We start from the raw sequence: 13,621 nt of genomic DNA, 5'->3' as shown, positions 1-13,621 counted from the left end.
ATTAAAGAACCTTGTTTCTAAAAAGAAACAAGGTTCTTTTGTTTTTAGCACAAATGCTTACCCTTACCTCTTAGTACAACCCTCTTCATAAAATGACAAAGATACCTTATAAGCAAAAATTTCCTCAGTTTACCGCATTTATCCAGCAAAAGCTTCGTGGTTCCCTTTTACATACTATTCGCAGCCATTCTCATCATCGATCAGAGATAATCAATCAGAACAATAACTATGATCTTACTGTTGCTTCCTATAATGTTCATAAATGCGTAGGTGTTGATAAAATTTTTAATCCTACGCGTATTGTACGTGTTATTGCTGAATTGCGCGTTGATATTCTTGCCCTTCAAGAAGCAGACAAACGTTTTGGTGAACGCATTGGCTTGATTGATCTTCAACTATTAAAGGCCGAAACAGGTCTGATTCCAGTGCCTCTGAATACCATGTCACCTCAAGGGCATGGCTGGCATGGGAACGCTCTTTTTTTGCGAAAAGGACATGTACGCGATATCCTACAAGTCACTCTTCCTGGTATTGAACCACGTGGTGCTGTGATTGTAGAGTTTGAAATGGAAGTAGGCCTTATACGTATTATTGCCGCTCATTTTGGCTTATTACGCCATTCTCGTAATCAACAAACAAAAACGCTCCTTGCACTTCTGCAAAAACGCCCCCTTATGCCGACACTCCTCGTTGGGGATTTTAATGAATGGCGGATAGGAAAAGGCTCTTCTTTAAATCATTTCTCTCCCTATTTTGATAGCACACTTGGAACTGTACCAAGTTTTCCTTCTCGTTTTCCCTTTTTGGCTCTTGATAGAATTCTTGCTTTTCCCCATCAATTGCTAACAAATATTGAAAATCATCATTCACCACTTGCACGTATTGCTTCAGATCATTTGCCTATCAAAGCTTATCTTGATCTTGCCAATGCAATGACCATTCTTAAAAACAAAATAAGCGAAAAAGGCTAATGTGCCTCCTCCCAATTTTGAGCAACCATTACTTTCACTTCAAGTGGTACAGACAAAGAAAGAACCGGCATTGTAGCATTTTCCATAACCTTTTTAACAACAGCCATGGTTTTTTCACTTTCGTCTTCTGGTACCTCAAAAATGAGTTCATCATGCACTTGTAGCAGCATCTTTGCCGATAGTTTTTCTTTTTCCAAAGCTTCTTCCATTTGAATCATGGCACGACGGATAATATCCGCCGCTGATCCTTGAATCGGTGCATTGATAGCAGCACGTTCATTAAAAGAACGGACTTGTAGATTAGCTGATTTTATTTCCGGATAATGGATACGGCGTCCAAAAATAGTCTCTACATAACCATTTTGGCGTACAAATGTTTTAGTCGTTTCCATATAGTCTTTAATTCCCGGAAATCTTTCAAAATAAAGTTGAATATAACGCCCAGCTTCCTGCCGCGAAAGACCCAATTGATTGGCTAATCCAAAAGCTGAAATGCCATAAATAATGCCAAAATTAATCGCTTTTGCACGTCGTCTTATATCTGAGTGCATTCCCTCTATAGGAACCCCAAACATTTGCGATGCCGTTATAGCGTGAATATCCTGACCTTTTGCAAAAGCTTCCTTTAGCGCCGTAATGTCGGCAATATGTGCAAGAATGCGCAATTCAATCTGGCTATAATCAGCCGATAGTAGTACATGTCCTTTTGGAGCGATGAAAGCCGTGCGTATTTTACGCCCTTCAGCAGTCCGCACTGGAATATTTTGTAAATTGGGATCTGATGATGACAACCGCCCCGTTGATGTTGTTGCCAAAGAATAATTGGTATGAACACGCCCTGTTTTTGGTAAAATGTAAGAAGGTAGAGCATCTGCATAAGTGGATTTTAGCTTTGCAAGTTGACGCCAATCAATAATTTTACGAGGTAAAATATGACCCTCAGCAGCTAATTCCTCTAAGGTCTGCGCAGAGGTTGACCACTGTCCCCCCTTGGTTTTAGCACCTCCAGGTAATCCCATTTTGCCAAAAAGGATATCACCCAATTGCTTTGGCGAGGCAAGATTAAACTTTTCATCAGCCAATTGATAAATTTCCTCTTCTAGAAGAAAAGCAGCCTGCGCTAATTCTCCTGAAAGACGCAATAAAATCTGTCGATCAACAAGAATCCCGCGTTCTTCCATTCTTGCAAGAACTTCTACCAGTGGTCGATCAAGACGCTCATAAATTTTTGTCATCGCTTGCGCCACAAGTTGCGGTTTTAAAACTTGCCACAAACGCAGCGTTACATCGGCATCTTCCGCTGCATAAAGAGTTGCCTGTTTTAAATCCACTTGCGCAAAAGAAGTTATCTTTTTTCCGTTATACGTTAGATCTTTGTAAGCAATCGGTTTATGTCCAAGCCAACGCTCAGATAAATCGTCCATATTATGTGTTAGAGTTCCTGTATCTAAAACATATGATAAAAGCATGGTGTCATCAAAAGAGCGTATCACAATGCCGTATTGCTTCATCACCAACCAATCATACTTTATATTCTGACCAATTTTTAACACCGACTGGTCTTCTAATATCGGCTTTAAAAGTGCCAAAGCTTTTTGTACCTCAATCTGTTTGACAATGCGCCCACCGCCTAAAAGATCATCTCCTCCTTCAACGTGTTCAAGGGGTACATAAGCAGCTTCTCCAGGCTGTAATGCCAATGAAAAACCAACAATCTCTGCTTGCAGTGGATCAAGAGAAGTGGTTTCAGTATCAAAAGCAAAGAAGCCTTGCTCTTGTGTTTTTGACAACCATTTTTTCAAGATTTCTTCATCAAGAATAGTTGTATAGGTATCTCTTGTAATTTTTTGGGTAAGAGCTTGATCTTTACGTTTTTGTGCTAAACATTGTGGAGAATTTTCAGAAAAATCATGAAAAGATGCTCCCTCAATTTTTTTAACATCAAAATCACGCCCATGAGTGGGTTTTTCCCACTCAACATTTATATCGAGTGCATCAATAACTGCTGCGTCACATTCTGTTGTCGCTGCTACACGACGTGTTAATGTCGTAAATTCCATCGCTTTAAGAAAAGCGATTAAGCGTGGACCATCTTGTGATTCTAAAACAAAATCATCTAAATCATTATCTACAGGTACATCTGTTTTAAGCCGAACGAGTTCACGAGAAATTTTTGCTTGTTCACTATAAATTTGAATATTTTCACGTCGTTTTGTTTGCTTAACTTCTGTCACTCGCTGTAACAAAAGATCAAGAGAATCAAATTGATCTAACAATTGGGCTGCAATTTTGGGACCAATGCCTGGAATTCCTGGAACATTATCTGTTAGATCTCCAATCAAAGCTTGTAAATCGACCATTTTTTCAGGAACAACACCCCATTTCTCTACAACCTCAGAAATACCGATATGCTTATCTTTCATTCCATCATATAAAGATACATGCGTATTTACTAATTGCATAAGATCTTTATCAGAAGAGATAATCGTTGTTTTTGCCCCAATCTTTGTTGCCAGTGTTGCATAGGTAGCAATTAAATCATCCGCTTCAAATCCTTCCTTTTCGATACAAGGCAAATTAAAAGCCCTTGTTGCTTGGCGTATTAGAGCAAATTGAGGAATAAGATCTTCAGGAGGTGTCTCCCGATTAGCTTTATATTGTGGATAAATTTGTTTCCGAAATGTATCGGATGAATAGTCAAAAATAACAGCAAAATGCGTTGGAACAACGCCGGTAGCTGTATTGCGTGCATCACAGAGCAATTTCCACAGCATATTACAAAAACCAGCTACAGCTCCCACAGGAAGCCCATCCTTTTTGCGCTTTAAAGGTGGCAAAGCGTAGTAAGCACGAAAAATATAGCCCGATCCATCAACCAAAAAAAGATGATCTGTTGCTTTCATGACAATTTCATTTCTCCATTTCAAAAAAACAATTCACTTTTATATATTTTTTTCACTATTATTTTTAAAATTTATCGATCTGCCTCTAAAAAGCCATTTTTTCTTTTCATGAAGTCGCTACGACTTATGTTTAGTACCTAGAGCTTTTCTTTGCTGTTACAGGATATAATAGCTTTCATTTTGCTCCTCCTATGATAGCTGAGGTGCTATGTAGCGACAGGGTCGTTGTGGTGTTCCCCTCCCCACAACGACCATATTTTTTTGAAGAACACATTTCTAGAGGCTTTGTTCTTCCTAAGTTTTCAAATAACTTTTTCAGGGAAAGGGTGGCCGAACTATTCAGAAACTTCAAAGTCATTCCACAGAGCTTTTTTAACCATTTTGTTGATAAAATCAGCATGCATACTTCTTTCTTGTGCACTTAGTCTTGAAGGTAAAGGCTGTGGGCGAAATTTAACTGCGTAGAGGGCATCTTTGTCATTTTGAGTATCCTCATCAATACTCCCCCTGTTATCAAAACCCAATACGCCCTGCTTTCCACCAATGAGTTCAATATAAACATCGGCGAGAATCTCCGCATCAAGCAAAGCACCATGAAGAACACGATGGCTATTATCAATTCCAAAGCGTTTGCACAAAACATCAAGAGAATTAGGACCCATGGGAAATTTACGCCGCGCCATGGCTAATGTATCAAGAATGTTATCAACACTGATAAGTGGTTTATTCACTCGTTCTAATTCTGCATTAAGAAAGCCAATATCAAAACTCGCATTATGTGCAATCATTGTTGCGCCATTAATAAATTCCAAAAACTCATCAGCAATATCACTAAAGATTTTTTCATTTTTTAAGCGTTCATTGGTCAATCCATGAATTGCTACAACTTCATCAGGAATGATAACGCCTTGCGGATTCAAATAAACATGGAATCGGCGTCCCGTAAGATAACGATCAATCATCTCTACACAACCTATTTCGATTATGCGATCTTTCTCTTTATCTAAACCTGTTGTTTCTGTATCAAAAATAATTTCACGCATTATTTTACTTCTTTAGCAAACTTTTTATCAGGCAAAAAACTTGTTGACGTGTATTCTCTAAATCTTTTCCTGTATCAATAATAAAATCAGCACGTTCTCGTTTTTTTTCATCAGACATTTGTCTAGCATTGATCAAGGCAAATTTTTTTTCATTCATATTTGGACGAATCATTACACGCCTTTTTTGTATTTCTCGTGGAGCAGAGACAACAACTACACTGTCTACACGTTTTTCACTCTTCGTTTCAAAAAGAAGTGGAATATCAAGAACAACTAATTTTTCTCTTTTTTGGCGCGCTGTATCAATAAACTCTTTTTCTTTTTTTTTAACTAAAGGGTGAATTACTTTTTCTAATGTTTGTAATTGTTCATTATTGTTCATCAAAATTTCAGAAAGCTTTAGGCGATTAACTTTACCATTTTCAATAACAGTAGGGAATGTACGTGCTATAAGCGATAAAGCTGGTTCACGCTCGTAAAGTTGGTGTACCGCTTCATCAGCATTAAAAACAGAAATACCAGCTTGTCTGAAAAAATTAGCAACTGTTGATTTTCCCATAGCAATTGATCCAGTAAGTCCTATAATTTTCATTCCTTTTTTTCACCCATATCCTCTAAAATTGCTGCTCGTAATGCCTTCGTAACCTGTGGTCTCATTCCAAACCATCGTTCAAAACCAGGAACAGCTTGATGTAAAAGCATACCAAGTCCATCTACTATCCTTAAACCGTGTGCTTTTGCTTGTTGTAAAAAAGGCGTCATCAATGGTGTATAAACAATATCTGTTACCAACGTTGATGTTTTTGTTTTATTAAAATCGCAAAAAAAAGAATCACTTTTATTCTCGTGTGGATTTGTCATCCCCACAGAAGTCGTGTTGACAATTAAATCAGCTTGGTAAAGTATTTCGCTAGAACAGTGCCAATCATGGACTTTAACAGGTTTTCCAAAATGTTCAGCTAAATCATCTGCCCGTTTTTTTGTACGATTAGCTAAGAAAATACGTTCAAATCCACGCTCTTTTAAAGCATATAAGATTGCACGTGCAGCGCCACCAGCACCAAAAACAAGAGCTGTCTCCCCAACCCAATCAGAAATAGAATCATCAAGATTAGCACTGAAACCATAAGCATCAGTATTTGTGGCACAAAGTTTATCCCTTTCATACCATAGTGTATTAGCAGCTCCAATCATTGTTGCTACATCATCTTTATAATTTGCTAAATGAAAAGCTTCCTGTTTATGTGGCAGAGTAACATTGCCCCCACAAAAACCCCTTTTTTGCATAGATGTAAGAAAATCACTAAATTTTTCAGATGTTACTTCTTGTGCTAGATATTCACCTTGTAAATTATATTGTTTAAGCCAAAAATTGTGAATTTTTGGCGACATTGAATGATGAATAGGAATGCCAACAACAAAAGCACGTGGAGAAATTATTTTTTCGCGTTTTATTGTAAAGTTAACCATCAATAATTCCCAAATGACGCAATTTTGCTAATAAAGGTAACAAAGGTAAACCAATAATAGTAAAAAAATCTCCATCAATTCTTTCAAAAAGATGGATTCCCTCTCCTTCAATTTGATAAACTCCTACGCTGTTAAAAACAGCTGTTCCTACACGTGCTAAATAACGTTCAATAAATTCTGACGAGAGAGGACGTACCGACATATGGGCACTAAAGGCTTCCACCCAAATTTCTTGACCATTGTGAAATAAAGCTACTGCACTATGAAGAGCGTGAGTTTTTCCTGATAGATCAGATAAACGTCGATGTGCTTCCTTGCTACTTTTGACTTTGTGAAAAACCTGTCCTTCCAAATCAAGTACTTGATCACAACCAATGACCAAGGCATAAGGAAAGCGATCAGAAACATTTTTTGCCTTTGCACTTGCAAGAAAACAACTGAGTTCTTTAGGAGTCTTTGTTTTTTCTGTCTTTTCTACTTCTCTTTCATCAAAAGAAGCTCCTTCAATGAAAAAATTTAAACCTGCTTTTTTCAATAATTGTGCACGATAAGAACTAAGGGATGCTAAGATTAACGTATCTGCTAGCATGAGAGTCTTCTTTCATTTTCCTTCACGAAATCGCGACAAAAGTTCAAATATAGCTGCAGCTGTTTCTTCAATAGAACGTCTTGTGACATCAATAATAGGCCAACCAAAACGTTCACAAATACGTTTTGCGTAAGTCAATTCTTCAGCTATACTGACGCGATCCGTATAACTTTCAAGGGCAAAACTATCCCCCAAATCTCTATTTTGACGAATGTGTGAAATTCTTTCAGCTGAAGCTATTAAACCAATAATCAAAGCATTTTTTGCTTCCAAAAGAGCTTCTGGTAAATCAATACTCGGAATAAGAGGAACATTAGCTGTTTTAATTCCACGATTTGCTAAATAGATACTCGTAGGCGTTTTAGAAGTTCTTGAGATTCCTACAAGTATCACGTCTGCATCCGATAAATCATTGGAAGACTGCCCATCATCATGCTCTATTGTAAAATCAAGTGCTTCAATACGGCGAAAATAATCTGCATTGAGATCATGCTGTGCACTCGCACGTAAATTGGTCGGCATTCCAAGATATGTCTGAAAAGCATCTAGAACAGGATGTAATATGTCAATACAGGGAACTTTTATTTTTTCACATCTTTTCCTAAGAAGGAGTTTTATTTTTTTATCAATGATTGTGTAAAGAACAATACCCGGCTCTTGTTGTATTTCATTAAGAGCTCTCTCCAACTGTGTTTCATTACGAATCATTGGATAAATATGCTCTGTTACTTGGCTCATTGTATATTGTGAAGCAACGGCTCTACCAACAGAAATTAATGTCTCTCCTGTTGCATCAGAAAGCATATGCAAATGAAAGGATTTTTTTTCTTTTGTCACAAAAATTTTAACTCCTTGTTAACAAATGTGCATATACTCTGAGATTTTTTGTAAAACTAGAATTTAGAAAAAATTTTATATTATTATGCACAAATTGAATGGTTGTGATCATTGAATCATTTTTATAAAAGAAGAGTGGGGATAATATCTTTAAGATAGTGTTGTGTTTATTTTTTTTTATTTTTTCTCTGTTGATAAAATTGAGGATAATTTAAGTATAACTAGTAATTCACACTAAACACAGACAAAAATAAAAATAACTCTTTTTTTAAAAATTTATTATATGAAAATACCTTTAGGTATTGATTTGTTAATGATATAAACTAATTTTATATTCAATTAAAATATCTGAAATAAGTCTATATTTATTTTATAAAAGATGTTATTTTCCAATTTGCATAACTGATCTTTTATACAATTACTTAATATTATACGAATACAATTCATATAAATGGTGCTTGCAGATTAAGAAAATTGAGTGTAAAATCTTTTTCCTTTATAAGAATGTTCCATTCTCAAAAATTTCCGTAAATTAATTCAAGGATAATTTCCCGTCACTCTAAAGAGCATATTTCATGCAAGAAATGAAACTACAAGAACTTAAAAGTAAAAATCCCGTTGAACTTGTCTCTTTTGCTGAAACATTGGAAGTTGAAAATGCTTCTCTAATGCGTAAACAAGAATTAATGTTCGCTATCTTGAAAAAACTTGCTTTGCAAGATGTGGAAATTATTGGAGAAGGAGTTGTTGAAGTTTTACAAGATGGATTTGGATTTTTGCGGTCTGCTGATGCTAATTATCTTCCAGGACCTGATGATATTTATCTTTCTCCGGCACAAATTCAATCGTTTTCTTTGAAAACAGGGGATACCGTTGAAGGTCCTATACGAAGTCCAAAAGAGGGGGAACGTTATTTTGCTCTTCTTAAAATTAATACAATTAATTTTGAAGATCCTGAGAAAATTCGTTATAAAATTCATTTTGATAATCTCACTCCCCTTTATTCTAATGAACGTTTTCAAATGGAAATACAAGATCCTACAGAGAAGGATATGTCATCGCGGGTGATTGATTTAATATCACCTTTGGGAAAAGGGCAAAGAGGATTAATTGTAGCGCCTCCTCGAACAGGAAAAACAGTTTTACTCCAGAATATTGCTCATTCTATTACGACTAATCATCCTGAATGTTATCTTATCGTTCTTTTAATAGATGAACGACCAGAAGAAGTTACTGATATGCAGCGTTCTGTACAAGGAGAAGTAGTTTCTTCTACTTTTGATGAACCAGCAATTCGACATGTGCAAGTAGCTGAGATGGTTATTGAAAAAGCAAAACGTCTTGTTGAATATGGGCGTGATGTCGTTATTCTTCTCGATTCTATTACACGTCTTGGACGTGCGTATAATACGGTTGTTCCTTCATCAGGTAAGGTTTTAACAGGTGGTGTAGATGCAAATGCGCTACAGCGTCCAAAACGTTTTTTTGGTGCAGCACGTAACATTGAAGAGGGTGGATCTTTAACCATTATTGCAACGGCTTTGATTGATACTGGTAGTCGTATGGATGAGGTTATTTTTGAAGAATTTAAAGGTACTGGTAATTCGGAAATTGTTCTTGATCGTAAAGTTGCTGATAAGCGAATTTTCCCAGCTATGGATATATTAAAGTCAGGAACACGTAAAGAAGAGCTTTTAGTAGCACGACAAGATTTACATAAAATTTTTGTACTTCGTCGCATTTTGGCGCCTATGAATGTAACAGATGCAATTGAGTTTTTGATTGATAAACTCAAACAAACAAAAAACAATAGTGAATTCTTTGATTCAATGAATACGTAGAAATATTGGATTTTTTTGATTGGGATACATCCTGTGGATACAATCTTTGCTGTTTCGAGTGGGTTGTTGCCTTCAGGGGTTGCGGTCATTCGGCTTTCTGGTCCCCATGTTGTAAATGTAGTTAAAACGCTTTGTGGTTGCTTACCAAAAGCACGGTTTATGCATTATGGAAATCTTACTGCTCGTGATGGTAGTTTTCTAGATTCTGCTTTAACTGTTTTTTTTCCTGCTCCTCATAGTTTTACAGGGGAGGATTGTGCAGAATTTCATTTACATGGAGGAAAAGCAGTTGTTAATCGTTTTCTCGATGAGTTATCCACATTTACTGGATGTCGTGTTGCAGAGGCAGGTGAATTTTCGCGTCGTGCATTTATAGAGGGAAAATTAGATCTTGTTCAAGCAGAAGGTCTTGCTGATTTAATAGAGGCAGAAACGGAAAGTCAGCGACGTTTAGCAGTTATGGGGACAAGTGGACGTTTAACAACTCTTTATCGTGATTGGCGTAATAAGCTTATAAAAGCACGTGCTTTTATAGAAGCAGAGCTTGATTTTTCTGATGAAGCTGATATCCCAAACTCAATATCTGATGAAGTTTGGAAAAATATGGAAGAATTTTGTGCTTCTCTTCGCAAACATATTGCTGAAGGAGAGCGTGCTAGTATTTTACGTGATGGATTAAAGATTGTCATTGCTGGTGCTCCAAATTCTGGAAAATCAAGTATTATGAATCGTTTGGCTGGAAGACCTGTTGCTATTGTGACAGAAGAAGCAGGAACGACTCGTGATGCTTTGGAAATGAGACTTGTTTTTGGTGGTTTACCGGTCTTTGTGACGGATACTGCTGGTTTTAGGGAAACAGAAAACAAAATTGAGCAATTAGGAATAGAAGTGGCAAGGCAGCATGTTAGGGATGCTGATTTAGTTATTTTAGTTTATGATATGCTAAATCCAAAAGAGATCGAATTACCAAAAACATCGGCTGAAATATGGCGTGTTGGTAATAAGCTTGACCTTTATGAAAAAAATGAAAATCATTGGTCTATACAGTTTTCTGCAATAACTGGTTTAAATTTTGATTCTTTTATTAAAGAACTTGAGTCATTTTGTTTACGTCGTGCTGCTGAAATCGGAAATCTTGTTCCAGCACGTAAAAGGCAACTTCAGTTATTAAAAGAAGCTGTTAAAGAGATAGAATTTTCCATAAATCATCATACTCTTGATTTAAGTTTACGCGCAGAACATCTTCGCCGTGCAAGTGATTTTCTTGGGAGGATTACAGGAGATATAGATGTTGAAGATTTGCTTGATATTATTTTTTCAGAGTTTTGTGTTGGTAAATAATGATTCACGTGAAACATTTATTATTTCATAGACAGATCTAAAAGATTGTGTATTTTACATCTTGTTTCACGTGAAACTTGAGAATAGGTTTTCTATAGGATGAAACAAATGCAATTATATGATGTTGTTGTTGTTGGGGGTGGTCATGCAGGCTGTGAAGCTGCTTCAGCTTCAGCACGTGTTGGAGCGCGGACCGCACTCATTACGCATAAAATATCAGCAATAGGGACAATGTCTTGTAATCCCGCTATAGGTGGGCTTGGAAAAGGACATCTGGTTCGTGAAATAGACGCTTTGGATGGTCTTATGGGGAGAGCAGCAGATGCTGCTGGAATTCAATTTAGACTACTTAATCGACGCAAAGGACCCGCAGTAAGAGGACCGCGTACACAAGCTGATAGACAACTCTATAAAGAAGCAATTCAGAGTTTTTTACAAGAACAAGATAATCTCATTCTACTTGAAGATGAAGTCATTGATCTTATTGTTAAAGATAATTATGTTTCAGGTGTTGTTTTAAAAAAACAGGGAAAGCTTTTTTCTGGTGCTGTTGTTTTAACTACAGGGACATTTTTAAATGGGCTTATTCATATTGGTGATAAAAAATGGCCTGCTGGACGGATGGGAGAACAGTCGAGTGTTAAACTTGCTGAACGTTTAAAAAATTATAATATAAATCTTGGAAGGTTAAAAACAGGAACTCCAGCTCGTCTCAGTAAAAAAACAATTCGTTGGGAGTATCTTCCCAAACAACAAGCTGATGAAAATCCAGTTTCCTTTTCTCTTTTAACAGAAAAAATTGAACAGTCACAAATTGAATGTGCAATAACACGTACGAATGCGCAAACGCATAAAATTATTCGTGAAAACATTCATCGGTCTGCTTTATATTCTGGAAATATTGAAGGATTAGGACCACGTTATTGTCCTTCAGTTGAAGATAAAATTATTAAATTTGGGGAACGTGATGGACATCAGATTTTTCTAGAACCAGAAGGATTAAATGATGATACTATTTATCCAAATGGTCTTTCTACATCTCTTCCTGAAGATGTCCAAATTTCTTTATTGAAAACAATTGAAGGGCTAGAAAATGTTAAGGTTTTACAACCTGGTTATGCTATTGAATATGACTTTGTTAATCCACAACAACTGACTAAAACTTTAGAATTGCGTTCTTTACCAGGATTGTTTTTAGCAGGGCAAATTAATGGTACAACAGGATATGAGGAAGCTGCAGCACAAGGACTTTTAGCTGGATTAAATGCTGCACGGAAAGTTTCTGGATTAGATGAAATTCTTATAAGTCGTTCTACAGCCTATATTGGTGTTATGATAGATGATTTAATTTCACGTGGGGTTTGTGAGCCTTATCGAATGTTTACATCACGTGCTGAATTTCGTTTGTCTCTGCGGTCTGATAACGCTGATGCTCGTTTAACACCTTTGGCACAACAATGGGGTATTGTGGGTCAAAACCGTTGGGATTTTTATCAGAAAAAACAACAACGTCTTGATTTAGCACGATCAATATGTCAGGGACTTTTTCTAACACCTAATGAAGCATCTTCTCGAGGATTACAGGTAAATCACGATGGAATTCGGCGTTCGGCTTATGATCTTCTTGCTTATCCTCATATGACGATAGAACGTCTTTCACATTTTTGGCCACAATTGCGATCAATTGATTCTAAAACTGTTGAATCTTTAGAAATTGAAGCGCAGTATGCAGTTTATCTAGAAAAGCAAGCACAAGATATTGCTGCTCTTCAGCGAGATGAGCGTTTAGAAATCCCTTCTTCTCTTGATATTCAGGCAATTTCAGGTCTTTCAAATGAACTAAAAACAAAAATTCAAGAAATATCCCCGCGTTCAATTGCTGATGCTCAAAAAATTGATGGTATGACGCCCGCGGCATTATCGCTTATTATTACGTATATTCAACGCCAACGACGTGAAAAGGCTCAATTTGTTTAATGGATATTTCTACAGAACAAAAATATCAAGCACTTTTAAATATTGTTCCTTTTGTTTCACGTGAAACGATGGAGGATTTAATACAATTTGAAGCTTTAATAATTCAATGGAACAAACATATTAATTTAATATCTTCTACAACAATACCAGTTCTCTGGACACGTCATATTTTAGATTCGGCACAAATATATCCTTTACACAGCAATTTTCTTCATTGGTGTGACCTTGGTTCAGGTGGTGGATTTCCCGCAATTGTTATTGCTATTTTTCTGAAACAAAAAAAAGCAGGACATATTGATCTCGTTGAAAGTAATGGTAAAAAAGTAGCTTTTTTACGAATGGTCATTGCTCAACTTAATCTTCCAGCAAAAGTTTATCATTGTAGAATTGAGGATGTTTACCAAAAAATAAAAAAACCAGAAGTTATAACAGCACGAGGATTGGCTTCGCTGGATGCTCTTTTACAACTCATTTTTCCTTTATTCACAAAAAAAACAATAGCTCTTTTGCAAAAAGGTAGGGATTACGCTACAGAAATAAAAAATGCCTCTGCCAATTGGCGGTTTGATCTGCTAAAACATAAGAGTAAAATTGATGAAAGTTCTATTATATTAGAAATTTCTCATGTTCGATCATGTAGAGGGTAAAG

The 13,621-nt window shown here is 36.4% G+C and carries 11 protein-coding genes; 5 read left to right on the top strand and 6 right to left on the bottom strand.

Annotation, left to right across the window (positions count from 1 at the left end):
• Window positions 1-92 precede the first annotated feature (92 nt).
• Complete coding sequence (locus J7R13_RS01540; RefSeq protein WP_208437154.1) at window positions 93-971, top strand: endonuclease/exonuclease/phosphatase family protein; 879 nt, start codon at window positions 93-95, stop codon at window positions 969-971.
• Here the strand turns inward: J7R13_RS01540 and polA are convergent.
• The 6 genes from polA to J7R13_RS01510 form a co-directional block, all read right to left on the bottom strand.
• A complete protein-coding gene (gene polA / locus J7R13_RS01535; protein ID WP_208437153.1) occupies window positions 968-3,874 on the bottom strand; it encodes a DNA polymerase I in 2,907 nt (968 codons plus the stop codon). The genes J7R13_RS01540 and polA overlap by 4 nt on opposite strands.
• A gap of 335 nt (window positions 3,875-4,209) precedes the next feature.
• Window positions 4,210-4,917: a DNA polymerase III subunit epsilon gene (gene dnaQ, locus J7R13_RS01530; protein WP_208437152.1), complete on the bottom strand. Its 708-nt coding sequence runs from the start codon at window positions 4,915-4,917 to the stop codon at window positions 4,210-4,212.
• Between the two features lie 4 nt (window positions 4,918-4,921).
• Window positions 4,922-5,509, bottom strand: coding sequence for a dephospho-CoA kinase (gene coaE / locus J7R13_RS01525; RefSeq protein ID WP_208437151.1), 588 nt, complete (start codon window positions 5,507-5,509; stop codon window positions 4,922-4,924).
• Window positions 5,506-6,387 carry a shikimate dehydrogenase gene (locus J7R13_RS01520; protein WP_208437150.1) on the bottom strand — a complete coding sequence of 294 codons (882 nt, stop codon included), beginning with the start codon at window positions 6,385-6,387 and terminating at the stop codon, window positions 5,506-5,508. Before J7R13_RS01520 ends, coaE begins: the two co-directional genes overlap by 4 nt.
• Window positions 6,380-6,976, bottom strand: coding sequence for a Maf family nucleotide pyrophosphatase (locus tag J7R13_RS01515; RefSeq protein WP_208437149.1), 597 nt, complete (start codon window positions 6,974-6,976; stop codon window positions 6,380-6,382). The genes J7R13_RS01520 and J7R13_RS01515 overlap by 8 nt, the downstream gene beginning before the upstream one ends.
• 12 nt (window positions 6,977-6,988) lie before the next feature.
• Complete coding sequence (locus tag J7R13_RS01510; RefSeq protein ID WP_208437148.1) at window positions 6,989-7,813, bottom strand: pyruvate, water dikinase regulatory protein; 825 nt, start codon at window positions 7,811-7,813, stop codon at window positions 6,989-6,991.
• A gap of 575 nt (window positions 7,814-8,388) precedes the next feature.
• Between J7R13_RS01510 and rho the strand changes: the two genes are divergently transcribed.
• From rho to rsmG, 4 genes are all read left to right on the top strand, one after another.
• Window positions 8,389-9,654 carry a transcription termination factor Rho gene (rho, locus tag J7R13_RS01505; RefSeq protein ID WP_004856222.1) on the top strand — a complete coding sequence of 422 codons (1,266 nt, stop codon included), beginning with the start codon at window positions 8,389-8,391 and terminating at the stop codon, window positions 9,652-9,654.
• Window positions 9,655-9,687: 33 nt separating this feature from the next.
• Entirely contained in the window at window positions 9,688-10,995 is a 1,308-nt protein-coding gene (mnmE, locus tag J7R13_RS01500; RefSeq protein WP_208437147.1) for a tRNA uridine-5-carboxymethylaminomethyl(34) synthesis GTPase MnmE, read from the top strand.
• Between the two features lie 108 nt (window positions 10,996-11,103).
• Complete coding sequence (gene mnmG, locus J7R13_RS01495; RefSeq protein WP_208437146.1) at window positions 11,104-12,972, top strand: tRNA uridine-5-carboxymethylaminomethyl(34) synthesis enzyme MnmG; 1,869 nt, start codon at window positions 11,104-11,106, stop codon at window positions 12,970-12,972.
• The gene (rsmG, locus tag J7R13_RS01490; RefSeq protein ID WP_208432376.1) at window positions 12,972-13,619 is read left to right on the top strand and encodes a 16S rRNA (guanine(527)-N(7))-methyltransferase RsmG; all 648 of its coding nucleotides are present in this window, start codon (window positions 12,972-12,974) and stop codon (window positions 13,617-13,619) included. Before mnmG ends, rsmG begins: the two co-directional genes overlap by 1 nt.
• Window positions 13,620-13,621: the final 2 nt, after the last annotated feature.

This window comes from Bartonella taylorii 8TBB (assembly GCF_902825155.1).
Classification (GTDB): domain Bacteria; phylum Pseudomonadota; class Alphaproteobacteria; order Rhizobiales; family Rhizobiaceae; genus Bartonella; species Bartonella taylorii_A.
This window is presented reverse-complemented; position numbering and strand designations above follow the sequence as displayed.